Raw genomic sequence first — 21,690 nt, 5'->3', positions numbered from 1 at the left:
TCCGCTACGCTGTCGGGCATCACCGTCACGGAATTCCGCATGAAAGACATCGAACAGGCCAGGCTCGCCATCGTCGGCTTGGGCTACGTGGGCCTGCCGTTGGCGCTGGAGTTCGGCAAGCGGTTCGATACGGTGGGTTTCGACATCGACGCCGACCGCGTGGCGCAGTTGCGCGCGGGCACCGACCGCACCGGCGAGGCCACGACCGAGGAACTGGCGGCGGCCGCGCGCCTGCGCTACGCCACCGACCTCGGCGCGTTGCGCGACTGCAACGTGTACATCGTCACCGTGCCCACGCCGGTGGACGCGCACAAGCGCCCCGACTTCACGCCGCTGGTGCGCGCCAGCGCGGCCATCGGCAGCGTGCTCGAGCGCGGCGACGTGGTGATCTACGAATCCACCGTGTATCCGGGCGCCACCGAGGAAATCTGCGTGCCCGAGCTGGAGCGCGCCTCCGGCCTGCGCTTCAACGCGGACTTCACCGTGGGCTACAGCCCCGAGCGCATCAACCCCGGCGACGCGCAGCGCCGGCTGCCCGACATCCCCAAGATCACCTCCGGCTCCACGCCGGAAACGGCGGCGTTCGTGGACGCGCTGTACCGGCGCATCATCCGCGCCGGCACGCACCTGGCGCCCAGCCTCAAGGTGGCCGAGGCGGCCAAGGTGATCGAGAACACGCAGCGCGACGCCAACATCGCGCTGATCAACGAGTTCGCGCTGATCTTCCACCGGCTGGGCATCGACACCCAGGACGTGCTGGCCGCGGCCGGCACCAAGTGGAACTTCCTGCCGTTCCAGCCCGGCCTGGTCGGCGGCCACTGCATCGGCGTGGATCCCTACTATCTGATCCAGAAGGCGCAATCGACCGGCTACTACCCGGACATCCTGCTGGCCTGCCGCCGCATCAACGACGCGATGGGCCAGCACGTCGCCGCCGAGGTGGTGCGGCTGATGATCGCGCAGGGCCAGGCGATACGCGGCAGCCGCGTGCTGGTGCTCGGCCTCACCTTCAAGGAGAACTGCCCCGACCTGCGCAACACCCGCGTGGTGGAGCTGGTGCGCGAGTTCGAGGCGCTGGGCGCGCAGGTGGACGTGCACGATCCATGGGCCGACGCGGCGGAGACGGAGGCCGAGTACGGCATCGGCCTGTTGCCGCAGTGGCCGCACGCCGGCGCCTACGACGCCGTGGTGCTGGCGGTGGCGCATCGCCAGTTCCGGGAGCGCGCTGCCGAGGAGATGCGTGCGCTGGCGAACGCGCGCGGCGTGCTCTACGACATCAAGGGCGTGCTGCCGCGCGGCGTGGCGGACGGCCGCCTGTAGTCAGCGGAACAGCAGGTTGATCGACACCAGGGTGACCACCAGCATCACCAGGGTCAGCGGCATGCCCACGCGCAGGAAATCCTTGCCGCGGTAGCCGCCGGGGCCGGTGACCATCATCAGCGCGGGATGGCCGGAGCTGAGCAGGAAGGTGTTGGACGAGGACACCGCCACGATCAGCGCGTAGGCGGATGGATTGCCGCCGGTGGCCACCGCCACCGAGATGGCGATCGGCACCATCATCACGGTGGCGCCCACGTTGGACATCACCTGCGAGAACAGCAGGGTGAGCACGGCCAGCGTGGCCTGCAGCACCCACGGCGAGGCGTGGCCCAGGTAGTGCAGCACGTACTGCGCCAGCCACGCGGCGGTGCCGGTGGCGTCCATCGACCAGCCCAGCGGAATCAGGCAGGCGGTGACGAAGATCGTCTTCCAGTTGATCGCCTTGTACGCCTCGTCCATGTTCAGCACTCCCGACAGCAGCATGCCGACGGCGCCGCACATCATCGCCACCGAGAGGTCGAGGTTGGTGAACAGGGCGAGGCACTTGGCCAGCACGAAGAAACCCACCGCCTGCCAGATCTTGCCGGGGCGCTGCTCCTCCTTCGGGATGTCGGTGACCACCACCAGGTCGCGGTCTTCCGCCGCCAGCGAGAGGTCGCGCCAGGTGCTGTGCACCACCACGGTGTCGCCCGCGCGCAGCTCGACCTGGCGCACGTCGTCGCGGTACACCTTGTCGCCGCGGTTCACCGCCAGCACCGAGATGCCGAAACGCTTGCGCAGGCGCAGGCCGCCCACGGTCTGCTTGATGAAGCGCGACACCGGGGGGATCACCACCTCGGAAATGCCGGCGCGCGTCGGGTTGAACAGCTCGCTCAGCTGGCGCATGCGCGTGGACAGCTTGCACAGCTGGTTGTTGGCGAAATTGCCGAGCTGCTCGCGCGGGCCCAGCACGCCCAGCACCGAGCCCACCCAGATCACCAGGTCGGCCGGCGGCGCCATGCGCGATTCGCTGCCGCTCTTGATGGCGAGGATCAGCGGCGCGTCGTGCAACTGCTCGGCCTCGCCGATGCTCATGCCCACCAGCGGGCTCTCGGCGGTGACGGTGAGCTCGGCGGTCTCGCCGGCGATGCCGTAGGTGTCGGCGAAGTAGCTCTCGGTGCGGCCGGGCGTCACCTTGAGGCGTTCGTCCTCGTGGCCGGGCAGCAGCTTGCGGCCGAAGAAGTAGAAGTAGCCGATGCCCACCGCGGCCAGCGCGAGGCCGGTCGGGGTCACGCTGAACAGGCCGAACTTCGGGATGGTGTGCGCGCCGGGCAGCAGGTTGGCGTTCGCGCTGGCGATCAGGTCGTTCAGCACGATCAGCGGCGAGTTGGCGATCAGGGTGGTGTTGGTGGCGGTGAGGATGCAGAACGCCATCGGCAGCAGCAGCCGCGACAGCGGCACGCCGGTGCGCGCGGACAGGCGGCTGGACACCGGGATCATCAGCGCGGCCAGCGCCTGGCTGGGGATCACCGCGGAAAACAGGCTGGCCATGATGTTGATGACCAGGCCGAGGCGCGACTCCACGCCCTTGGCCAGTCGCATCACCATGTGCGCGGTGAGGTTGAGCACGCCGGCGCGATCCAGCCCCTCGCCCATGATCATGATCGCGATGATCGCGATCACCGCGTTGCCGGCGAAGCCGTTGAACACGCGGTCGGAGGGGATCACCCCGGTAAGGCCGATCACCACCACCACCAGCAGCGCCACCATGTCGGCGCGGATCCATTCCAGCACCAGCATCAGCATGGTGAAACCCACCAGCCCGAGCACCAGGATCATTTCGGGGGTGAGCGCAAGCGGCATCAGCGCGCTCCCCGGCGGGGCGTCGAATCGTGGAGTGGCAGTGGCGAATTCACGCTGCGGCGCTCGTCCCTGGCTGGGTCGGGGAAGTATAAGCGGCGAGGTGCAAGGGCTGGTGAATCGCCGCCACGCTGTTGCAGTTTTCCCCTCTCCCCTTTGGGGAAAGGGTTAGGGTGAGGGGCGGGGCTTGCGATGATGTTCATTTCAAGCGAGGGGCTTTCGCAGCGAGGCCCCTCACCCCAGAGGGGAGAGGGAGCAAGCGAAACGCCGCCTGGGAGGGCGGCGTGGCTTTCATTTCATTGACGCTTGGTAGAGCAGATCCCACACCCCGTGCCCCAGCTTCAGCCCGCGCCGCTCGAAGTGGGTCTCGATGCGCCATGCCGGCTTCTCGGCGTACTGGCCGGGGGCGACCGCGTTGCGCCAGTCGGGCGCGGCTTCCATCGTTTCCAGCATGTGCTCGGCGTAGGGCTGCCAGTCGGTGGCCAGGTGCAGCAGGCCGCCGGGCGCCATGCGCGAGGCGAGCAGGGCGACGAAGTCGGGCTGGATGATGCGGCGCTTGTTGTGGCGCTTCTTGTGCCACGGGTCGGGGAACCAGATGCGCGCCTCGGCCAGCGTGCCCGGCGCGATCTCGTGCTCCAGCACCTCCACCGCATCGTGCCTGTACAGGCGCACGTTGCGCGCATCGCGCGCGGCCAGCGCGTTCATCAGCCGGCCCACGCCGGGGCCATGCACTTCGATGCCGAGGTAGTCGCGCGCGGGATCGTGCTCGCTGGCCCAGGCCAGCGCCTCGCCGTTGCCGAAGCCGATTTCCATCACCAGCGGCGCGGCGCGCCCGAAGCGCGCGGCGTAGTCCTGCGCGCTGCCGGTGTAGTCGATGCCGTAGCGCGCCCAGTGCTCGTCGAAGGCGCGCTGCTGCGCCGGCGTCATGCGGCCTTCGCGCAGCACGAAGCTGCGGATGCGGCGGAGGTGTTCGGGCGGGGTGTCGTCGGTCATGGCAAGCAAAATGTATCGAGTGATCCCCTCTCCTCTTGGGAGAGGGTGCCGGCAGGCGGGTGAGGGCACGGGCAGAGCGAGTGGGTGCGAGTCAGCGCCAGACATCCATGCCGCGCTTCGACCGAACCCTCACCCCCGACCCCTCTTCCTCGCTCCTCAAAGCAGGGCCATCCATGGCCCTTCCCCGCGTCCAAAGGGAGAGGGGGGGGAAGGCGTGCGGTCAGGCGATGGTGCCGTCGATCGGGCTGGAGGCCGAGGCGTAGCGCTTGCGCGGGATGCGGCCGGCCTTGAACGCGGCGCGGCCGGCCTGGATCGCCAGCTTCATCGCGTGCGCCATTAGCACCGGATCCTTCGCGCCGGCGATGGCGGTGTTCATCAGCACGCCGTCGCAGCCCAGCTCCATCGCCACGGCGGCGTCGGAGGCCGTGCCCACGCCGGCATCGACGATGATCGGCACCTTGGCGTTCTCCACGATCTCCAGCAGGTTGTAGCGGTTCTGGATGCCCAGGCCCGAGCCGATCGGCGCGGCCAGCGGCATCACCGCCACGCAGCCGATCTCTTCCAGCCGCTTGGCCAGGATCGGGTCGTCCGAGGTGTAGACCATCACGTCGAAGCCGTCGGCCACCAGCGTCTCGGCGGCCTTCAGCGTCTCCACCACGTCGGGGAACAGGGTCTTCTGGTCGCCCAGCACTTCCAGCTTCACCAGCTTGTGGCCGTCCAGCAGCTCGCGCGCCAGCTTGCAGGTGCGTACCGCATCGACGGCGTTGTAGCAGCCGGCGGTGTTCGGCAGCAGGGTGAATTCGCTCGGCGGCAGCGCGTCGAGCAGGCTGGGCGCGTTCGCGTCCTGGCCGATGTTCACGCGGCGGATCGCCACGGTGACGATCTCCGCGCCGGCGGCCTGCGAGGCGGCGCGGGTCTCGTCGAAATCCTTGTACTTGCCGGTGCCGGTGAGCAGGCGCGAGGCGTAGCTGGTGCCGGCGATGACCAGCGGATCGGCGACGTCGAGGGTCTTGAGGTTCATGGGGATGCCTTGCAATGGCGGCGTCCGGCGCGAACGTCGCGGGGTGCGGGAAGCGGGCGCGTGGACTCAACCGCCGCCGATGGCCTGGACGATCTCGACCTGGTCGCCTTCGGCGAGCGTGCGGCTGGCGTGCTGGCTGCGCGGCACGATCTCGTGGTTCAGCTCCACCGCCACGCGCCGGCCGCCGTAGCCGGCCGATTCCAGCAACTGGGCGACGGTGGTGGCGGGAGCGCAAACGTGCGGCTGGCCGTTGAGCGTGATCTGCATGCGCCCATTGTAGCCGCAGGCGCCGCCGACGCCGAATCGGCGCCTCGCCATTGCATGGCGAGGCGCCCGCGGAGACTCAGTGTTGCTGGTCGTCCCTGCGCGGCGGCGGCCTGCGCACAGGTTCCGCGTGCGGCTGCGCGGCCGCACGAGCGGGCTCGGAGCGCGGCCACGGCTGTTCGAAGCGGGGCTGTGGGGGCTGGTAGCGCGGCTGCGGTTGTTCCTGGCGAGGTTGCGGCGGCTCGTAACGGGGTTGTGGCTGTTCGTAACGAGGCTGCGGCTGGTAGTTCGGCCGGGCGTATTCGCGCGGCTGTTCCTGGCGGGGCTGCACGTATTGCGGCGCGGGGGTGTGCTCCAACGGCGCGGGCCGCGCTGGCGCGCGCTCGAAGCGCGGCGGTTGCGGCAGCGTGTTGGCCGGGCGTTCGTTGGCTTGCGGCCTCGGCTGCTGCGGGCCGGCGATGTAACTCACGCCCGGCCGCGGCGCCTGCCGCAGTTCGGCCGGTGGCGCGCGGCGGATCGGTTCGACCGCGGGCAGGCTGCGCTCCCCTGCCTGCGGATGGGCGAAGCGGGCCGAAGGCAAGGCGTCCGCGCGTGCCGGCGCGGGTTCCATCCGGGGCACATTGGGCAGGCCGGCGACGGGCGTCGCGCCCGCCGGATGCATCGGACGCGGCAGGGTCGGCGCGCTGCGGATCGGCTGGGCCTGCGCCCCGGCGGCCGGGTGCGGTGCGCCACGGGTGTTCAGCACGCGCACGTTGGCGAATGGCATGTGTTGCGGCACGCGTGCGGCGGCCGGGGCGAAATCCGGGTGCGCCGAGGGCAGCGTCTTCGGCGGCGGCGTGCGCGCCACCACGTCGCGGCGGAAGTCCGCGGTGGGCAGCATGCGCAGACGCGGGTTGCGCGAGGCTGCCGCGTCGCGCGGCGCGGGGCGCAGCGCGGCCACGCCGCGCGCCAGCACCGGCGCGGCGGCGAGCTGGCGCGGATCGGCATGCATCATCTCGCGCTGCACGCGGCGGCCACTGGCGAAGTTCGCGCCGGACATCGCGGTGAAGCCGTGCGGCGCGCCGCGGTTGAGGTAGTGCAGGTCGCGCGGCGTGCGCCCCTCGCGATAGAAGTTGTACTGGTTGTTGATGTTGTTGATCACCGTGTTGCGGTACATCGTGTTGCGCACGTAGATGTTGGTGACGTTGACGCGGTGGTAGTAGTCGCGGTTGCAGTGGTACCACGGGTTGTAGACCTCGCCCGGGCCCAGCGGGAACCAGCCCACCGGCGCGCTGCCGATGCCCACGGACACGCTCACGCCGCCACCCACGAAGGCCACCAGCGCCGGCGCGTACACCGGGCGCGCCACGCGCGGCCCCGGGATCCAGCCCCAGTGGCGGCCGATGAAGGCCCAGCGGCCATAGTGGTAGGGCGCGAAGCCCCACGGCGTGTCGTCCACCCAGGTCCAGCCCCAGGGCGCGATCCAGGCCCAGTGGCCGTCGCGGTACGGCGCCCAGTCCGCCGGCACCTGGCTGGGGTACCAGACCGCGCCGTAATCGGGCGAGTCCTGCCAGCTGCCGTACTGGTCGAGATCCTGGTAGCCGACCACGTCGCTGGAAACGTAGCGCGCGGCGTCGGACTGCGCATAGCGCCGGTCGCGCTGGCTGCACCACGCGTCGAAGGCGTCGCCGCCGCCGTAGTCGCTGATCGAGAGCGCCGCCAGCGAGGGGTCGTCGAACTGGTAGCTGCGCCCGGCGAACACGTCGTGCTGCGCGTTGTCCTGGCCGTACACCGTGGCCTGGCCGTCGAACACGGTGACGCGCGTGCCGTTGCCGCCGTTGTCCACGTCGATGCGGTAGGTGCCGGGCTGGTTCACCACCAGCGCCAGCGTGGGCGTGTCGATCTCGTAGCTCTGGCCCTGGCCGAGCTGGCGCACACTGAGGTTCAGCGTGCCCTGGGTCAATTCCACCTGGGCGATGTTGTCGTCGAGGTTGAGCAGGCCGACGTCGGTGCCGCCGTCCAGGCGCAGGTTGGCGCCGCCCAGTTCCAGCTCGGCGCGTGCGCCGTCGCCGGCGGAAAGGCGGTCGCCGGTGGTCAGCGGCCGGTTGAGGTCGGCGCTGGCCCAGTCCTGGCTGCCGGCAGGCAGGAAGCCGAGGTCGCCGGCGATGTAGGACAGGCGCGCCGTGCGATCCGGCGGCGCCGCGCCGCTGCCGTCGTCGGCGGATTGCGCCTGGGCCAGCGCGGCCGCGCCGCACAACAGCAGCACGGCCAGCGGCCGCCAGCCGCGGCGCCAGGAAGCACACAGGAAAGCAGGCACGCGCATTGGAGTCTCCGGTTCCATCCGCATGGTGCGGGGGCGGCCCGATTATGCGCACGCCGCGGCGTGCGCATGGTTGGGTTTTCGTGCGGCGCGCGCCAGCGGTTCAGCCGCCGGATATCCGGCGCCGGCGATTCCCACCGTGCCGCTTCCCGGTTACCATCCACCGGCCAATGCGCGGGTGTAGCTCAATGGTAGAGCTGTAGCTTCCCAAGCTACTGACGAGGGTTCGATTCCCTTCACCCGCTCCACCCTCGTTCGTATCGAGCCGGCCAGCCCCCATCGCCACCCCAGCGAGCGCGACCACACCGATGACCGATCCGGCTGTCCCGAGTCCGATCGTGCTGGGCTGGCGTGAACGGCTGGCGTTGCCGCAACTGGGCATCGCCCAGCTCAAGGCCAAGCTCGACACCGGCGCGCGCAGCAGTGCCCTGCACGTGGAGACGCTGGACAGCTTTTCGCGCGACGGCGCGGTGTGGCTGCGCTTCACCGTGCGCGCCGGGCGGCATGCGGCGGACGCCGTGTGTTGCGAGGCGCGGGCGCTGGATCGGCGCATGGTCACCGACACCGGCGGACGCCGCACCGAGCGCTGGTTCATCCGCAGCGAAATCCTGCTGGCGGGGCAGCGCTTCGAGGCCGACATCAACCTGACCGATCGGCGCCACATGCTGTTTCCCATGCTGCTCGGCCGCAGCGCCCTGCACGGGCGCTTCGCGGTCGATCCCGCGCGCGCCTACACCCAGCCCAGGCTGCCGCTGGCGGCCACGGATCGCCCATGAAGATCGCCATCCTCTCGCGCAACGCGCGGCTGTACTCGACCCAACGGCTGGTGGACGCGGCGCGCGCGCGCGGCCACGTGGTGCGCGTGCTCGATCCGCTGCGCTGCTACGTGCGCATCGCGCCCGACGGAGTGGCGATCCGCTACAAGGGCAAGCCGGTGCGCGACCTCGACGCGGCGATCCCGCGCATCGGCACGCAGAGCACGTTCTACGGCACCGCGGTGCTGCGCCAGCTGGAAATGATGGGCGTGTACACGCCCAACTCTTCCGATGCCGTGCTGCGTGCGCGCGACAAGCTGCGCAGCCTGCAGATCCTTGCCGCGCAGGGCATCGCGATGCCGGTCACGGTGTTCGGCGACAACCCCGACGACACCGGGGATCTGCTCGCGATGCTGGGCGAGCCACCGCACGTCATCAAGCTCAACGAGGGCAGCCAGGGCACCGGCGTGGTGCTGGCCGAAAAGCGCAGCGCCTCGCAGAGCGTGATCGAGGCCTTCCGCGGCCTGTACGCGAACTTCCTGGTGCAGGAGTTCATCGCCGAGGCGAAGGGCTGCGACCTGCGCTGCTTCGTGGTCGGCGGCAAGGTGGTGGCGGCGATGCAGCGCGAGGCCAGCCCCGGCGATTTCCGCGCCAACCTGCACCGCGGCGGCAGCGCGGTGAAGATCAAGCCCAGCGCGGCGGAAAAGCGCATCGCCGTGCAGGCCGCCGCCGCGCTGGGACTGGGCGTGGCCGGCGTCGACCTGCTGCGCTCGGAGCGCGGCCCGCTGGTACTGGAAGTAAACGCCTCGCCGGGGCTGGAAGGCATCGAGGCGGCCACGGGCGTGGACGTGGCCAGCGCCATCGTCGAACTGCTGGAAGCGCAGAAGAAGCAGACGCCTCGATATCCGCCGATACAGGCGGCAGTCATACGAAGAAAATAGTACGAAGTTTTTCGTTGACTGGTTGGCGATGCGTACCTACCATTGGCAACGAGGGGGTCGGCGTCGAGCATCCCGCTGCGGGAAGCGGTTTGATCCAGTCGGAGGATGGGCATGAAATCGAGAATATGGTTGCTTGGAGTGGCGGTGTCCGCACTGCTCCATACGATGGTGGCTTATGCTTACAAGACTGAGGTAATTGTCAAGGCCGATAATAAAGATGATTTTTCTGCAGTAGTAGCAGCGATCCATCAACAGATGGTGCCAGGTGGACGCTACGAGTTCGTGGACGCAGTCGAGCGTAACCAGATCGACACAAATTTCAGTGAAATGCAGTCGCTTTTTGAGAAATTTGGCACTGTGGCGCAGATGAATCAGGCGGCGAAGGTGCGGCTCTTCAACGATCAGGAGGCAATCAATGCCATCTTGACTCGACGTGATGACAAGCGGTTAATTTGCCGTTCTATGCCGCCAACTGGCTCGCTCATTCCTAGGACTAGTTGCAAGACTTACCGTGAAATCCAAGTTGAACAAATGAACACCAAGGACTATATGCAGCGGCTGCAACAAGTGCCGCAGCCGGTGGGTGGTCGTTGAAGCTGGCTGTAGAGACTGATTGCAGAATAATGCATGAACGTTAGCACTGCCACGGACGGCGGTGTATTTGAAGATGATGGCAGGGCAGTGGGCGCACAAGGTGATAGTGATGAAGTCAACATATGGCACCGCACTGCGACCTACTGAAGCAGAGCTGGAAATCCTGAATGTGCTGTGGGCGCACAAGGGGTGTACCGTGCGTGAGGTGCATCGAGCACTGTATCGCAATGGTGGTGGTTACACCACGGCGTTGAAATTGATGCAGGTGATGCACTCCAAGGGACTGGTGGAGCGTGACGAGGCACAGCGAGCACATGTATACAGGGCAGCAGTAAGCAAGGAGCGTACACAGCGACGCTTCCTTCGAGAGTTGGTGCATCGCGTGTTCGATGGCTCATCTTCGCAACTGGTGTTGCATGCATTGGGTAGCCAGCGCGCCAGTCGCGAAGAATTGAGTGAGATCCGAAAGTTGCTAGATAAGCTCGATCAGGAGGCATGATGGACGTGCTTTCGCAGGGCCTTGTCGATATGCGTCTGGTTGGTTGGACGCTGGTGAATTTCTTATGGCAGGGCATACTGATCGGTTTAGCGTATGCCTTGGCTAGGGTATTGCTGCCGCGTGGCAATGTGCGCTATCGAATGGGTATGTTGGCGCTTCTGATGATGGTGTTGTGTCCGGTCGCCACGGCATGGCAACTTTTTGGCACATTGGACTCGATGGATGTTTCGCCTCCATTTCCAGTCTTTGCAACGCACGCTGCAGTGGCGGTCGATAGTGCGGTAATGAATGTGCCGACATTCGATGTCGCTTGGCAACATGGGATCGATAATGCATTGCCATGGGCAGTGTCGGCATGGCTGATCGGTGTGCTTTTTCTCTCTTGGCGCACGTCACGACAATGGCGTCGCTTACGAGTCATGGTGCGAATGGCGGAGTCGCTGCCGGTATGGCAGCGGCATGCAGAGAGAATGGCGATGCGCTTTGGTCTGCGCCGGCCGGTGCGAATATTGCGTAGCATCGCAGTGACTTCGCCAGTGCTAGTAGGTTGGCTGCGGCCAACCATTTTGTTGCCAATGACGGTAATTACCAAGCTTCCAGCAGCACAAGTCGAATGGATTCTTGCTCATGAACTGGCTCATCTGTGGCGTTGGGATCCGCTGGTAAACCTACTGCAGGTAATGCTGGAAACGCTACATTTCTATCATCCGGTAGTGCACTGGGTGTCGAGAGATGTGCGTAATGAACGGGAGCTATGCTGCGATGCTCTGGCATTATCGCACCATGGGGGTGAGCCACGCGAGTTTGCTGCGACATTGGCTGCTCTAGGTGAATTGCAGGCTGCGCGTGAAGCCTTGCTACTTGCTGCAGGTGGTGGCCTGCTATTAGAACGAGTACAGCAACTGACTACTCCCGAGTCTCGTGTTGCCGGAGATACGCACACTTCTGCGCACTGCGTAATGGCTGCGCTGGGAGTGATTTTGCTGGCGGTAGCTCTGCAGCTGACATGGCAACAGGCTAGGATTTGCCGGCAGTTAGTGCAATCGTTGGGGGTGTGGAATGTGACGCAGGCGCAACCTTGGCAATCCTTCATTTGGCAGTTGCCAGATCTTGCTCTAGTACGGCTGCCTGCCGTGGCTCCAATCCAAGTTGAGGTATCAAAATCTAAAGATTTGTCGCCTGCGATTGCTCCGGCCTTGCCATTGCAGATAGTTGTACGTGACTCGATGCAGGACGTACAGACGATATCATCATTGAAATATTTCATGCGCATGGTTACTTTGCCGCCAATCAAGCCAGTTACATCGGCATTTTCAGCAGAGGCGACGCCGCGTGTGATTAGTATTCGTCAGCCCATTTACCCGGTGACAGCGTTGCGGCAAGGTGTTAAAGGGAGAGTGGTGATCGAGTTCACCTTGGCGGCAAGTGGTGGGGTGCGCAACATGCATGTGGTAGCTGCTGAGCCTGCTGGGGTATTCGAGCGAGCCGCATTGCAGGCATTGGGTAGCTGGAGATATGCAATGCCAGATAGGGGTGCAACCAGTCAACGGTATCGCCAAGCACTGGTTTTCGATCCCACATCCGATACTGTGTCTGCGGTGGATGAAGTGCATGCTATAAGTGGCGCTTGTCGCATGGTAACCGGCTCGCTTATATGCCGCCACTATGGTGATTAGGAGTGAGGATGATTCACCTGTATGAATGGCTGGCAAGTGAATCCATCAGGGCTGATTCTATGCGAGCGCCGCCTTGGTTAACCAAGGCATAACTGTATGGCTAGTATAAAGGCTGAGCTGTCGGCTCGTCCGAAATGTGCCGGGAGATCCGGGGGCGATGTGTGGCGGTAACGGGGCTAAGCCTGAACTCGGATGCATCGGTGTGTCGATGCATCCGGGTTTTTTTGTCTTAGAACCTGTTCACGATCTCCTGAGCAGTACTGCCAAGAAAGCCAGGTGGATGAACTGCAAGCTAGTGTTGAGCTGGCGCTCGCAGTTCTTCCATAGCCTTCGGTTCTTCTCCAACCAAGCAAAGCTGCGTTCGACCACCCAGCGCTTGGGCATGACCTTGAACGTGCGCAGCTCGCTGCGTTTGGCGATCTGCACCGTGACATGCTCGCCCAAGACCTCCTGCACGCCCAGGGCAAAGGGCTGGCCCACATAGCCGCTATCGGCCAGTACGCTTTGCACGTGGCCCAAACCCGCCTTGCAGCGCCCGAATGCCTGCAAGGCGCCCTTGCGATCGGTCACCTCCGCCGTGGTCACCGCGATGGCGTGCGGCAAACCTTGCGTGTCCACCGCGAGGTGCCGCTTGATCCCCGACACCCTCTTGCCCGCGTCATAGCCCTTCTGGCCCGCGGTGTCGCTGTTCTTCACGCTCTGCGCGTCCACGATCAAGAACCGGCTGCAGGCGCTGCGCCCCTGTCTCACGCGGGCCGCGCCAACCTGATTTTTTGAGCGCCCGCTCCAGCAGGCTCACTCCAGCATCATCCGGTTCGCTCCATTGGGCGAAGTACGCGTGCACCGTGCGCCACTTCGGGAAATCGCTGGGCAACGCCCGCCACTGGCACCCCGTACGCAGCAGGTACAACACCGCGCACCACACCTCGTACAAATCCACCGTGCGGGGCTTGGTTCGCTTGCGGGCTTGCTCCAGAAGCGGACGAATCGGCTCGAACCGCTCCCGACTCACATCACTTGGATACGTCTTCTTGCGCATCCAGGCATTGTCATGCTTTTAGGGATGATCGTGAACAGGTTCTTAGGTTTCGAATGCTAAGCTTGGCGTCGACCGGCCTATGTTGCCGGAGTTTTTGCGGAGCGACACATGCGCGTACTGGTGATCGAAGACAACAGCGACATCGCGACCAACATCGGTGACTACCTGGAAGACCGCGGCCACGTGGTGGACTTCGCCGGCGACGGCGTCACCGGCCTGCACCTGGCGGTGGTGCACGATTTCGACGTGATCGTGCTCGACCTCACGCTGCCCGGCCTGGACGGCCTGGAGGTGGCGAAGAAGCTGCGTCACGAGGCGCATAAGCAGACGCCGATCCTCATGCTTACCGCGCGCGACGCGCTGGAGCAGAAGCTCACCGGCTTCGAGTCCGGCGCCGACGATTACATGACCAAGCCGTTCGCGCTGCAGGAGCTTTCCGCGCGCCTGGAAGTGCTGGCGCGCCGCGGCAAGGGCCCGCAGAGCCGCGTGCTCAAGGTCGCCGACCTCACCTTCAACCTCGACACGCTCACGGTGAGCCGCGCGGGCAAGGCGATCCAGCTCAACCCGATCGGCCTCAAGCTGCTGCAGGCGCTGATGGAATCCAGCCCCTCGGTGGTGACGCGGCAGGATCTGGAGCAGAAGGTGTGGGGCGAGGAACTGCCCGATTCCGATTCCCTGCGCGTGCACATCCACGGCCTGCGCGCGGCCATCGACAAGCCCTTCGACAAGCCGCTGATCCACACGCGGCATGGCATCGGCTACCGCATGGTCGAGCCTGACGCAGTCCAGGCCTGATGCAGTCCCGCCGCAAGCTCCGCTTCCGCCTCGTCCTCTCCTTCGCGCTGTTCGGCTTCGGCCTCAGCGCGTTGTTTGCCGTGGCTTCGTTGTACGTACGCGCGAAGGTGGAGGATCAGCTGGTGGTGTCGGCGTTGCAGCAGGATGCCGACAGGTACGTGCAGCAGATGCACGAGTCGCCTGGGCAACCGTTCTATTCCAAGCTGATGACCGGCTGGGGCTGGAGCGACCGCACTCTCTACAAGGCTCCGCTGGCCTGGCAGAACCTGTCCAGTGGCGTGCATGACATCCACGAAACCGACGAGGACGGCCACCTTCGTCACTACAAGCTTGCGGTGAGTCGTCGCTACGGTTTGATTGCATACGTCAAATACGACGTCAGCCGTGACGACTTGGGCAAGCGACAGTTGGTGGTCGGCGTGATTGGCGCCGTGTTCCTGTTCGGACTGCTCTCGCTGGCCATCGGCCTGTGGCTGTCGCGCAAGGTGCTGAAGCCGGTGACGTCGCTTGCGAAGCGTATCCGCGATTTCCGCAAGGCCGGCAAGGCCGAGCCGCTGGCGCAGCATTTCGCCGATGACGAGGTGGGCGAACTGGCGCAGGCGCTGGACGATTATTCGGCGCGGCTCACCGCGATGGTGGAGCGCGACCGCGAGTTCAACTCCGACGTCAGCCACGAGCTGCGCACGCCGCTGGCGGTGATCGCCAGCACCACCGAACTGCTGCAGGGTTCGCCCGACCTCACGCCCAAGCTGGCCGAGCGCCTCAAGCGTATCGAGCGCGCTTCGCGCCAGGCCACCGAGCTGATCGAGGCGCTGCTGCTGCTGTCACGCGCCGAGCGGCGCGGCCCCACCCGCGGCGAAACCACCGAGGTGGCCAAGGTCGCCGCCGACGTGATCGAGAGCCAGCGCCCGCAGGTGCGCGGCAAGCCGCTGGAAATCGAACTGGACGCGCGCGAGCCGCTCAGCGTCAACGCGCCGGCCTCGGTGCTGTCGGTGGCGCTCACCAACCTGATCGGCAACGCGATCAAGTACACGCTGGAAGGCACGGTGCGCGTGGAAGTGGGTGCGGGCCGCATCGAGGTGATCGACACCGGCCCCGGCATCAAGCCCGAGGACGCCGAGAAGCTGTTCCAGCGCGGCGTGCGCGGCGAAGGCGCGGGCGGCAGCGGTGCGGGCCTGGGCCTCGCCATCGTGCGCCGGCTGTGCGAACTCTACGGTTGGCAGGTGGCCATGCGGCCGCGCAGCGACACCAACGGCGCCATCGCCAGCATCGTGTTCGGCTGAGTCAATCCATCAACGCAGCTTCAGCACCAGCCACGACAGCAGCGCCAGCAGGTTGATGCCGAGGTGCGCGGCGACCCGCTCGCCGACGGCGAACCGGAAACCCTGCCAGGCGAAGTGCGATGACAGCTCCAGGTGCGGCGGCAGGTGCAGCGTGGCGAACACGTTGACGTAGCCGCCGCAATACAGCGCATAGGTGAACAACGGCGTGGCGATCAGGGGCAGTTGCAGCAGCTGCGCCCAGCCCGACCAGCGCACGCCGCGCGCGTCGTTCTCCAGCAGCAGCACGCCGGCCACCAGCACGAAGGCGTACAGCGCCAGCCCGATCAGCGCGACCACGCTGTCGCCCGCGCGGAACGGCAGCAGGCGGTAGAGCATCAGAATCATGCCGTAGCAGCCGCCGGCCACTTCGAGGATGCCGATCAGGCGGAACAGGATGGTGCGCACGCGGTTGTCTCGCTCGAAAAAGGGAAGCTTAGGTTATCGGCGCAAAAAGCGCGCTGCCTCTGGCGGAGCCGGTCATTCCAGCGCATCGGCCAGCTCGTGCAGGTCGGCGATGTGCTCGTCCCACCAGCGCGCCTCGGCCGCGAACGGGAATGCGGCGGGGAAGGCGGGATCGTGCCAGCGCTGGGCGATCCAGCCGGCGTAGTGCAGCTGGCGCATCGCGCGCAGCGCGGGCACCAGCGCGAGTTCCGCAGGGTCGAAGTCGCGCAACTGGGTGTAGCCGTCCAGCAATGCGCGCATCGCCGCGTCGTCGCTGGCGAGCATCCACAGGTCTTGCACCGCCGGGCCCATGCGCGCGTCGTCGAGGTCGACGAAGTGCGGGCCGGCGTCCGTCCACAGGATGTTGCCGGGATGGCAGTCGCCGTGCAGGCGCAGGCTGCGTACCGGGCCGATGGCGTCGAGGCGCGCGGCGACGGCCGTGTCCAGCCGCTGTGCCGCCTGGCGGTAGTGGCCGTGCAGGTGTGCCGGCAGCAGCTTCGAGGCCAGCACCGCCTGCATCGGCTGCGCGATCATCGTGATGCGATCCAGCGTGCCGCGGTGCGCGAACGGGCGCCGCGCGCCCACCGCATGCAGGCGCGCGAGCAGGCGACCCAGCCATTCCAGTTGTTCGCGCGATTCCAGCGCCGGCGCGCGACCGCCGTGCCGTGGCGCCAGCGCGTAGCGGAAGCCGCCGTGGTGCAGCAGGCTGCGGCCGTCGAACGCCAGCGGCGCCACCATCGGCACCTCGTCGGCGGCCAGTTCCTGCGCGAAGGCATGTTCCTCGAGGATGGCCGCGTCGCTCCAGCGACCGGGGCGGTAGAACTTCGCGATCACCGGCGCCGCGTCCTCGATGCCCACCTGCCACACGCGGTTCTCGTAGCTGTTGAGCGCCAGGAGCCGGCCATCTGGCCAGAGGCCGCAGACTCCCGCGGCGTCGAGTACGAGGTCGGGAGTCAGATGGGCGTAGGGCGCCGGCTCAATCATACGAAGCTCCATGGCCGAAAACATGCACATGACCCGGGCGCATGCGAAGGCGAACCCGCTCGGCACGCTCGCCTCCTCTCCCCTGCGGGACGCGGGGAAGGGCAATGGATGGCCCTGCTCTGAGGAGCGAGGAAGAGGATTGAGGTGAGGGGCGGGTGCTTGCCATGACCTCCATCGAAAGCGGCTTTGATATAGCGATATCGCAAGATCGGCCCCTCACCCCGGCCCTCTCCCCGAAGGGGAGAGGGAGCAAGGCACCTCATCGCGCCACCGCTTCCGCCGGCACCACCGCCATGGTGATGCGCGACATGCACACCAGCTTCCCGCGCTCGTCCTCGATGCGGATCTCCCACACTTGCGTGCTGCGGCCGAGGTGCAGCGCCTTCGCGGTGCCGGTGACGGTGCCTTCGCGTACGCCGCGCACGTGGTTGGCGTTGATCTCCAGCCCTACCGCGCGGAATTGCGCCGGGTCGAGCGTGAGCATGGCGGCGGTGCTGCCCAGCGTCTCGGCCAGCGCCACCGAGGCGCCGCCGTGCAGCAGGCCGTAGGGCTGGTGGGTGCGGGCGTCCACCGGCATGGTGCCGCGCAGCCAGTCCTCGCCGATGGCGGTGATGCGGATGCCCAGCGCCTGCATCAGCGTGTTGGCGCTCCATGCGTTGACGCGCGCGAGGTCGGTGTCCTGCTGCCAGATGCCCATGGTCGTGGTTGCCTGCGGGAAAAACCGCATTGTCGGATCAAGGCCATCGCGGCGACAATGCGCGCGTGTACACCGTCACCCTGAAAAGCACCGGCCGTCGCTTCGACGTGGCCGCGGGCGAAACCGTGCTGGAGGCCGCGCAGCGCGCCGGCATCGCCTTGCCGTATTCGTGCCGCGCGGGCGTCTGCGGCAGTTGCAAGGCCACCTTGCTGGCCGGTCGCTGCGAGTACCCGCGCAACCCGCCGCTGGCGCTGGACGCGGACGAGCGCGCGCATCGCGCCGTGTTGCTGTGCCAGGCGGTGCCGGCCAGCGACCTGCTGCTGGAAGCGCGCGAGGTGGCTTCGGTGGAGGATGTCGCGCGCCGCCAGCTCGCCGTGCAAGTGGCCAGCAAGCGCCTGCTGGCGCCCGATGTCACCGGCCTCTACCTGCAGCCCGCCGACGGCGAGCCGCGCCTGCAATGGCTGCCGGGGCAATACCTCGACGTGCTGCTGGACGAAGGCCGGCGCCGTTCGTTCTCGATCGCCAACGGGCCGCAGGCGGACGGCGCCATCGAGCTGCACGTGCGTCACGTGGCCGGCGGCGGCTTCACCTCGCAGGTGGCCAACACGCTGGCCGTGGGCGATACGATGCGCATCGAGGCGCCGCTGGGCACCTTCGTGGCGCGCGAGGATTCGGAGCGGCCGATGGTCTTCGTCGCCGGCGGCACCGGCATCGCGCCGGTGAAGGCCATCGTCGAGCACTTCATCGAGCTTGGCACGCGTCGCACGATGGAGGTGTACTGGGGCGTGCGCCGTGCGGCGGATCTGTACCTGCTGCCGCAGATCGGGCAATGGCAGCGGCAGGCGCGGCGACTGCGCTTCCACGCGGTGCTGTCGGAGGAGGGGCCGGCCTCGGGCCTGCGCATGGGTCTGGCGCACGAAGCGGTGCTGGCCGACCACGCCGACCTCTCGGCGCACGATGTCTACATGAGCGGGCCGCCCGCGATGGTCGACGTGGCGCGCCACCGCTTCGCTGCGGCGGGCCTGCCGGAAGAGCGGCTCTACTACGACTCGTTCGAGTACGCGCCGGACGTGCTCGCGCAGATCATCGCGGCACGGGCGGGCATCCATCCGTAGCCGCTACTTGTTGCCCTTGGCCACCGGCAACTGCGCCGCATGCCACGACAGCACGCCGCCGCCCAGGGTGTGGACTTTCTGGAAACCGGCCTTGACCAGCCGCTGCGCGGCCTTGGCCGAGTTGCCGCGGCCGTCCTTGTCCATCACCACCACCGGCAGCTCCTTGGCCTTGGCCAGATCCTTGTGTTCGGGGTCGAACTGGCTCATCGAGACGTGGCGCGCGCCAGGCACGTGCATCTTCTCGAAGTCGGCGATCGCCGAGAGGTCGATCAGCAGCGGGTTGTCGCGGTTGATCAGGTGGGTGAGGCCGCCTGGGGTCAGCTCCTTCACCTTGCCGAACAGCAGGGCGACCTGCGCCACGATCAGGCCGACCAGCAGGATCGCGAACAGCGCGGCCAGCGCCGCATGGTTGCCGATGAACTGGGGCAGCTTGTGCAGGAAATCGTGCATGTCGGTTCCACGGGCGCGACGGCCGCGCCGGTACGGTGAAACCGCCGATTATACGGGTTCAGTCGCGGTCGATGTCCGGCAGGCCGCTTTCCAGCCACCAGTGCTTGACCTTGTCGTCGTAGCGCCAGATCTGGCGCGCGACGATGCTGCGCTCGACCTGGGTGTGGACGTTGATGACGCTGATCTTCACCGTCTGCTGCACTTCGCTGTCGCTCAGCGGCACCGGGCCGGTGCCGTCGTCGTAGTCGCTCACGCGCAGTTGCTGGTAGCGCTGCAGGTCGAAGTCGGTGGGCGGGTGCGCCTTCAGCACCTCGGGGTCGACGAACTGCAGCGCGCTCTGCAGGCCGTTCCAGCGCACCGCGTTGGCGTAGGCGTTGAGCGTGGAAACCAGGCTGTCGTTGCGGATGTTCTGCGCGCAGCCGACGAGCAGCAGGGCGGCGGCGAGCGATGGCAGGATGCGGCGCATGGGTGTCCTCCCCGGAAGTCCGTCCATTCTGCGGCGCCGGGCGCGCCGCATCAATCGCGGCGCTTGGCGACGAAGCGGGCCGACAGCGTGGCGGCCGGCTTGCCGTCCGCGCCGGGCACGTGGCACGCCACCTCGATGCGCGCCTTGCCGCGCGCCTGCAGGGTGTCGAAGAAGGTGGCCCAGTCCGCCTCTGCCGCGAGCCGCGCCTCGGCGTGGAAATCCGCCCACACCGGCTGTAGATAGCGCACGCTGGATTCGCCCACGAACACGTCGCAATCGTGGCCGCGTGCGCGCAGCGCGAGTTCGACCAGGCCCCAGCCGGTCAGCGTCATCAGGCTCACCAGGCTGCCGCCGAACGCGCAGCCCTTGTCGTTGACGTTCGGCGCCAGCGGCGCGCGCAGCGCAAGCCTGTCCCCGTCGTGGGCCAGCAGTTCGAGATCCATCGCGCGCGCCAGCGGGATCTCGTCGCGGATGAAGCGGGTCAGGTCGTGGGCGGCGGAAGCTGTCATGCGGCGGATTGTAGTGCGACGCATGCCGCGCACGGCCTCCCTGGGATGCGCAATCCAGCATAATGGCCACTGCGCCGCAGGCCCGTGCAGGCGCGCGCCTCCACCGCCATCCGCCGGAACCTGTCGTGGACGTGAAGCTCTCGGCCGAGGACATGCAGACGCTGTTCGACGCGCTGCCCGACATCGTGTTCTTCGTGAAGGATCGCTCCGGCCGCTACACGCACGCCAACCTCACCCTGGTGCGCCGGCTGCGGCTGAAGCGGCGCGAGGACGTGATCGGGCGCCGCGCCGTCGACCTGTTCCCCAGCGTGCTCGGCAATTCCTACGCCGCGCAGGATAGTCGCGTGCTGTCGGGCGAGGCCATCGTCAACCAGTTGGAGGTGCATCTGCTGCCGAATCGCGCGTCGGGCTGGTGCCTCACCTGCAAGCACCCGTACCGGCAGCGCGGCGAAGTGTGCGGCGTGCTCGGCATCTCGCGCGACCTGCCGCATCCCGACGGCCGCCATCCTACCTATCCGCGCCTGGCGCGCGCGATGGAGCACCTGCAGAAGCACTATGCCGAAGGCGTGCGCGTGGGCGCGCTGGCCAAGCTGGCCGAGCTGTCGGTGGCGCAACTGGAGCGGCACTTCCGCCGCGTGTTCCAGCTCACCCCGCAACAGGCCTTGACCAAGCTGCGCATCGAGGCGGCGATGCGCCTGCTGCGCGGCGCCGGCAGCGTGGCCGACATCGGCCTGGCCTGCGGCTTCGCCGACCAGAGCGCGTTCGCGCGCCAGTTCAAGGCCACCGTGGGCATGACCCCGCGCGAGTTCCGCGGCCTGCACGACTGAGCGGCCCGGCCGGCCCGCGGGAACGCGCGGCTATACTCGCGGCCTGTTGCCCGCGCGATGCGGGCTGGCCGCCGGGCGCCGCATGGGTCGCAAGCCGCACATTCCGTCGTTGCATGGCCGCGTGGTGGTGATCACCCGGCCTGCCGGCACGGCGGCCGCACTGGCGCGGCGCGTGCGTGCGTGCGGCGGCGAGCCGCTGCTGCTGCCGGGATTGTCGTTGCGCGCCAGCGATGCCCCAGGACTGCGCACGGAGATGCGCGCCGCCCTGAAGGACGACCTGCTGGTGTTCGCCAGCCCCGCCGCCGTGCGTTTCGCCGCCGCGTTGGCGCCCTTGCGCAGCAAGGCCGTGGTGCTGGCGGTGGGGCAGGGCACGGCGCAGGCGTTGCGCGGCCACGGCGTGCGCGCGCAGGCGCCGTTGCGGCAGGACAGCGAGGGGTTGCTCGACTTGCCGGCGACGCGGGACTTGCGCGGCAAGCGCGTGGCCTTGATCGGCGCGGCCGGCGGCCGCGGCCTGCTGCGCGAGCAATTGGCCGCGCGTGGCGCGCAATTGCGCGAGCTGCACGTGTACCGGCGCATGCCGCCACGGCTGGATCGCCGGCACGTCGATGCCGTGTTGGCGCTGCCGCACTCGGCGCGCGTGCTGCTCTCCAGCGCCGAGGCGCTGCACAACCTGGTGGATCGGCTGCCCGCGCCGGCCTGCGCGCGCCTGCGCACCGCGGTGGCCGTGGCCAGCAGCGAGCGATTGGCGCAGGCGGCGCGCAAGGCGGGCTTCGCGCGTATCGTGCTGGCCGACTCTGCGCTGGCGGCCGACCTGCTCGCTGCATCGGTACGGCGCTGATCTTTA

General features: G+C 67.4%; 23 protein-coding genes and 1 tRNA gene. 12 read left to right on the top strand and 12 right to left on the bottom strand.

The genetic code is table 11. The features are described from left to right. Nucleotides 1–39: 39 nt before the first annotated feature. Nucleotides 40–1,320 carry a nucleotide sugar dehydrogenase gene (locus ACZ5Z2_RS14835; protein ID WP_464759371.1) on the top strand — a complete coding sequence of 427 codons (1,281 nt, stop codon included), beginning with the start codon at nucleotides 40–42 and terminating at the stop codon, nucleotides 1,318–1,320. On the opposite strand, the gene ACZ5Z2_RS14830 is transcribed toward ACZ5Z2_RS14835, so the two are convergent. The 5 genes from ACZ5Z2_RS14830 to ACZ5Z2_RS14810 all read right to left on the bottom strand — a co-directional run bounded on the left by ACZ5Z2_RS14830 (nucleotide 1,321) and on the right by ACZ5Z2_RS14810 (nucleotide 7,739). Then, entirely contained in the window at nucleotides 1,321–3,162 is a 1,842-nt protein-coding gene (locus ACZ5Z2_RS14830; protein ID WP_464759370.1) for an SLC13 family permease, read from the bottom strand. Nucleotides 3,163–3,450: 288 nt separating this feature from the next. Then, on the bottom strand, nucleotides 3,451–4,152 hold the full coding sequence (gene trmB / locus ACZ5Z2_RS14825) for a tRNA (guanosine(46)-N7)-methyltransferase TrmB (RefSeq protein ID WP_464759369.1): 702 nt from the start codon (nucleotides 4,150–4,152) through the stop codon (nucleotides 3,451–3,453). 220 nt (nucleotides 4,153–4,372) lie between these two features. Then, entirely contained in the window at nucleotides 4,373–5,173 is an 801-nt protein-coding gene (locus ACZ5Z2_RS14820; RefSeq protein WP_464759368.1) for a thiazole synthase, read from the bottom strand. A 66-nt stretch (nucleotides 5,174–5,239) separates the two neighbouring features. Further along, nucleotides 5,240–5,440 carry a sulfur carrier protein ThiS gene (gene thiS / locus ACZ5Z2_RS14815; RefSeq protein WP_464759367.1) on the bottom strand — a complete coding sequence of 67 codons (201 nt, stop codon included), beginning with the start codon at nucleotides 5,438–5,440 and terminating at the stop codon, nucleotides 5,240–5,242. A 76-nt stretch (nucleotides 5,441–5,516) separates the two neighbouring features. Beyond that, nucleotides 5,517–7,739, bottom strand: coding sequence for a DUF6600 domain-containing protein (locus tag ACZ5Z2_RS14810; RefSeq protein WP_464759366.1), 2,223 nt, complete (start codon nucleotides 7,737–7,739; stop codon nucleotides 5,517–5,519). A gap of 171 nt (nucleotides 7,740–7,910) precedes the next feature. Between ACZ5Z2_RS14810 and ACZ5Z2_RS14805 the strand changes: the two genes are divergently transcribed. The 6 genes from ACZ5Z2_RS14805 (at nucleotide 7,911) to ACZ5Z2_RS14780 (ending at nucleotide 12,201) form a co-directional block, all read left to right on the top strand. Beyond that, a tRNA-Gly gene (locus tag ACZ5Z2_RS14805) sits at nucleotides 7,911–7,984 on the top strand. A 60-nt stretch (nucleotides 7,985–8,044) separates the two neighbouring features. Beyond that, nucleotides 8,045–8,512, top strand: a complete 468-nt coding sequence (locus ACZ5Z2_RS14800) for an ATP-dependent zinc protease family protein (protein ID WP_464759365.1) — start codon at nucleotides 8,045–8,047, stop codon at nucleotides 8,510–8,512. Then, nucleotides 8,509–9,432, top strand: a complete 924-nt coding sequence (gene rimK, locus ACZ5Z2_RS14795) for a 30S ribosomal protein S6--L-glutamate ligase (protein ID WP_464759364.1) — start codon at nucleotides 8,509–8,511, stop codon at nucleotides 9,430–9,432. The genes ACZ5Z2_RS14800 and rimK overlap by 4 nt, the downstream gene beginning before the upstream one ends. A 111-nt stretch (nucleotides 9,433–9,543) precedes the next feature. Continuing rightward, a complete protein-coding gene (locus tag ACZ5Z2_RS14790; RefSeq protein WP_464759363.1) occupies nucleotides 9,544–10,026 on the top strand; it encodes a hypothetical protein in 483 nt (160 codons plus the stop codon). A 61-nt stretch (nucleotides 10,027–10,087) separates the two neighbouring features. Further along, on the top strand, nucleotides 10,088–10,525 hold the full coding sequence (locus ACZ5Z2_RS14785) for a BlaI/MecI/CopY family transcriptional regulator (protein ID WP_464759362.1): 438 nt from the start codon (nucleotides 10,088–10,090) through the stop codon (nucleotides 10,523–10,525). Beyond that, on the top strand, nucleotides 10,522–12,201 hold the full coding sequence (locus ACZ5Z2_RS14780) for a TonB family protein (RefSeq protein WP_464759361.1): 1,680 nt from the start codon (nucleotides 10,522–10,524) through the stop codon (nucleotides 12,199–12,201). The genes ACZ5Z2_RS14785 and ACZ5Z2_RS14780 overlap by 4 nt, the downstream gene beginning before the upstream one ends. Nucleotides 12,202–12,441: 240 nt before the next feature. Here the strand turns inward: ACZ5Z2_RS14780 and ACZ5Z2_RS14775 are convergent. Then, a protein-coding gene (locus tag ACZ5Z2_RS14775; RefSeq protein ID WP_464759360.1) for an IS5 family transposase occupies nucleotides 12,442–13,240 on the bottom strand; the annotation gives its coding sequence in 2 pieces (ribosomal slippage) (nucleotides 12,442–12,970 and nucleotides 12,969–13,240; 801 coding nt in all). Between the two features lie 108 nt (nucleotides 13,241–13,348). Between ACZ5Z2_RS14775 and ACZ5Z2_RS14770 the strand changes: the two genes are divergently transcribed. Then, nucleotides 13,349–14,035 (top strand): response regulator transcription factor, encoded by a 687-nt coding sequence (locus ACZ5Z2_RS14770; RefSeq protein ID WP_464759359.1) that lies wholly within the window; start codon nucleotides 13,349–13,351, stop codon nucleotides 14,033–14,035. A 206-nt stretch (nucleotides 14,036–14,241) separates the two neighbouring features. Further along, nucleotides 14,242–15,318 (top strand): sensor histidine kinase, encoded by a 1,077-nt coding sequence (locus ACZ5Z2_RS14765; RefSeq protein ID WP_464761721.1) that lies wholly within the window; start codon nucleotides 14,242–14,244, stop codon nucleotides 15,316–15,318. A gap of 9 nt (nucleotides 15,319–15,327) precedes the next feature. Here ACZ5Z2_RS14765 and ACZ5Z2_RS14760 read toward each other — a convergent pair whose 3' ends face one another. From ACZ5Z2_RS14760 to ACZ5Z2_RS14750, 3 genes are all read right to left on the bottom strand, one after another. After that, nucleotides 15,328–15,762, bottom strand: a complete 435-nt coding sequence (locus ACZ5Z2_RS14760) for a hypothetical protein (protein ID WP_464759358.1) — start codon at nucleotides 15,760–15,762, stop codon at nucleotides 15,328–15,330. Between the two features lie 72 nt (nucleotides 15,763–15,834). Then, on the bottom strand, nucleotides 15,835–16,782 hold the full coding sequence (locus ACZ5Z2_RS14755) for a serine/threonine protein kinase (protein ID WP_464759357.1): 948 nt from the start codon (nucleotides 16,780–16,782) through the stop codon (nucleotides 15,835–15,837). 259 nt (nucleotides 16,783–17,041) lie between these two features. Beyond that, the gene (locus ACZ5Z2_RS14750) at nucleotides 17,042–17,479 is read right to left on the bottom strand and encodes a hotdog fold thioesterase (protein WP_464759356.1); all 438 of its coding nucleotides are present in this window, start codon (nucleotides 17,477–17,479) and stop codon (nucleotides 17,042–17,044) included. A gap of 29 nt (nucleotides 17,480–17,508) precedes the next feature. Here ACZ5Z2_RS14750 and ACZ5Z2_RS14745 point away from each other — a divergent pair, with 29 nt between their 5' ends. Next, nucleotides 17,509–18,594, top strand: a complete 1,086-nt coding sequence (locus ACZ5Z2_RS14745) for a 2Fe-2S iron-sulfur cluster-binding protein (RefSeq protein ID WP_464759355.1) — start codon at nucleotides 17,509–17,511, stop codon at nucleotides 18,592–18,594. A gap of 3 nt (nucleotides 18,595–18,597) precedes the next feature. On the opposite strand, the gene ACZ5Z2_RS14740 is transcribed toward ACZ5Z2_RS14745, so the two are convergent. Genes ACZ5Z2_RS14740 through ACZ5Z2_RS14730 form a run of 3 tightly spaced genes read right to left on the bottom strand, consistent with a single transcriptional unit; the run spans nucleotide 18,598 to nucleotide 20,019 of the window. Further along, a complete protein-coding gene (locus ACZ5Z2_RS14740) occupies nucleotides 18,598–19,044 on the bottom strand; it encodes a rhodanese-like domain-containing protein (protein ID WP_464759354.1) in 447 nt (148 codons plus the stop codon). 58 nt (nucleotides 19,045–19,102) lie between these two features. Beyond that, a complete protein-coding gene (locus ACZ5Z2_RS14735; protein WP_464759353.1) occupies nucleotides 19,103–19,510 on the bottom strand; it encodes a hypothetical protein in 408 nt (135 codons plus the stop codon). A 50-nt stretch (nucleotides 19,511–19,560) separates the two neighbouring features. After that, nucleotides 19,561–20,019, bottom strand: coding sequence for a YiiD C-terminal domain-containing protein (locus ACZ5Z2_RS14730; protein WP_464759352.1), 459 nt, complete (start codon nucleotides 20,017–20,019; stop codon nucleotides 19,561–19,563). Nucleotides 20,020–20,171: 152 nt separating this feature from the next. On the opposite strand from ACZ5Z2_RS14730, the gene ACZ5Z2_RS14725 reads away from it, so the two are divergent. Together ACZ5Z2_RS14725 and ACZ5Z2_RS14720 are read left to right on the top strand one after the other, a co-directional pair. Further along, on the top strand, nucleotides 20,172–20,846 hold the full coding sequence (locus ACZ5Z2_RS14725; RefSeq protein WP_464761720.1) for a PAS domain-containing protein: 675 nt from the start codon (nucleotides 20,172–20,174) through the stop codon (nucleotides 20,844–20,846). 82 nt (nucleotides 20,847–20,928) lie between these two features. Further along, the gene (locus ACZ5Z2_RS14720) at nucleotides 20,929–21,684 is read left to right on the top strand and encodes a uroporphyrinogen-III synthase (protein ID WP_464759351.1); all 756 of its coding nucleotides are present in this window, start codon (nucleotides 20,929–20,931) and stop codon (nucleotides 21,682–21,684) included. Nucleotides 21,685–21,690: the final 6 nt, after the last annotated feature.

The sequence above is a fragment of the Rhodanobacter sp. G1 genome (assembly GCF_055397855.1).
Note: the sequence above shows the minus strand (reverse complement) of the source record. Positions and strands in the feature narration are given on the sequence as shown.

Bases quoted from the DNA above. Each gene is read 5' to 3' on its own strand.
- ACZ5Z2_RS14835 (WP_464759371.1), top strand. From the start codon at position 40: ATGAAAGACATCGAACAGGCCAGGCTCGCCATCGTCGGCTTGGGCTAC.
- ACZ5Z2_RS14830 (WP_464759370.1), bottom strand. From the start codon at position 3,162: ATGCCGCTTGCGCTCACCCCCGAAATGATCCTGGTGCTCGGGCTGGTG.
- trmB (WP_464759369.1), bottom strand. From the start codon at position 4,152: ATGACCGACGACACCCCGCCCGAACACCTCCGCCGCATCCGCAGCTTC.
- ACZ5Z2_RS14820 (WP_464759368.1), bottom strand. From the start codon at position 5,173: ATGAACCTCAAGACCCTCGACGTCGCCGATCCGCTGGTCATCGCCGGC.
- thiS (WP_464759367.1), bottom strand. From the start codon at position 5,440: ATGCAGATCACGCTCAACGGCCAGCCGCACGTTTGCGCTCCCGCCACC.
- ACZ5Z2_RS14810 (WP_464759366.1), bottom strand. From the start codon at position 7,739: ATGCGCGTGCCTGCTTTCCTGTGTGCTTCCTGGCGCCGCGGCTGGCGG.
- ACZ5Z2_RS14800 (WP_464759365.1), top strand. From the start codon at position 8,045: ATGACCGATCCGGCTGTCCCGAGTCCGATCGTGCTGGGCTGGCGTGAA.
- rimK (WP_464759364.1), top strand. From the start codon at position 8,509: ATGAAGATCGCCATCCTCTCGCGCAACGCGCGGCTGTACTCGACCCAA.
- ACZ5Z2_RS14790 (WP_464759363.1), top strand. From the start codon at position 9,544: ATGAAATCGAGAATATGGTTGCTTGGAGTGGCGGTGTCCGCACTGCTC.
- ACZ5Z2_RS14780 (WP_464759361.1), top strand. From the start codon at position 10,522: ATGATGGACGTGCTTTCGCAGGGCCTTGTCGATATGCGTCTGGTTGGT.
- ACZ5Z2_RS14770 (WP_464759359.1), top strand. From the start codon at position 13,349: ATGCGCGTACTGGTGATCGAAGACAACAGCGACATCGCGACCAACATC.
- ACZ5Z2_RS14765 (WP_464761721.1), top strand. From the start codon at position 14,242: ATGACCGGCTGGGGCTGGAGCGACCGCACTCTCTACAAGGCTCCGCTG.
- ACZ5Z2_RS14755 (WP_464759357.1), bottom strand. From the start codon at position 16,782: ATGATTGAGCCGGCGCCCTACGCCCATCTGACTCCCGACCTCGTACTC.
- ACZ5Z2_RS14750 (WP_464759356.1), bottom strand. From the start codon at position 17,479: ATGGGCATCTGGCAGCAGGACACCGACCTCGCGCGCGTCAACGCATGG.
- ACZ5Z2_RS14740 (WP_464759354.1), bottom strand. From the start codon at position 19,044: ATGCACGATTTCCTGCACAAGCTGCCCCAGTTCATCGGCAACCATGCG.
- ACZ5Z2_RS14735 (WP_464759353.1), bottom strand. From the start codon at position 19,510: ATGCGCCGCATCCTGCCATCGCTCGCCGCCGCCCTGCTGCTCGTCGGC.
- ACZ5Z2_RS14730 (WP_464759352.1), bottom strand. From the start codon at position 20,019: ATGACAGCTTCCGCCGCCCACGACCTGACCCGCTTCATCCGCGACGAG.
- ACZ5Z2_RS14725 (WP_464761720.1), top strand. From the start codon at position 20,172: ATGCAGACGCTGTTCGACGCGCTGCCCGACATCGTGTTCTTCGTGAAG.
- ACZ5Z2_RS14720 (WP_464759351.1), top strand. From the start codon at position 20,929: ATGGGTCGCAAGCCGCACATTCCGTCGTTGCATGGCCGCGTGGTGGTG.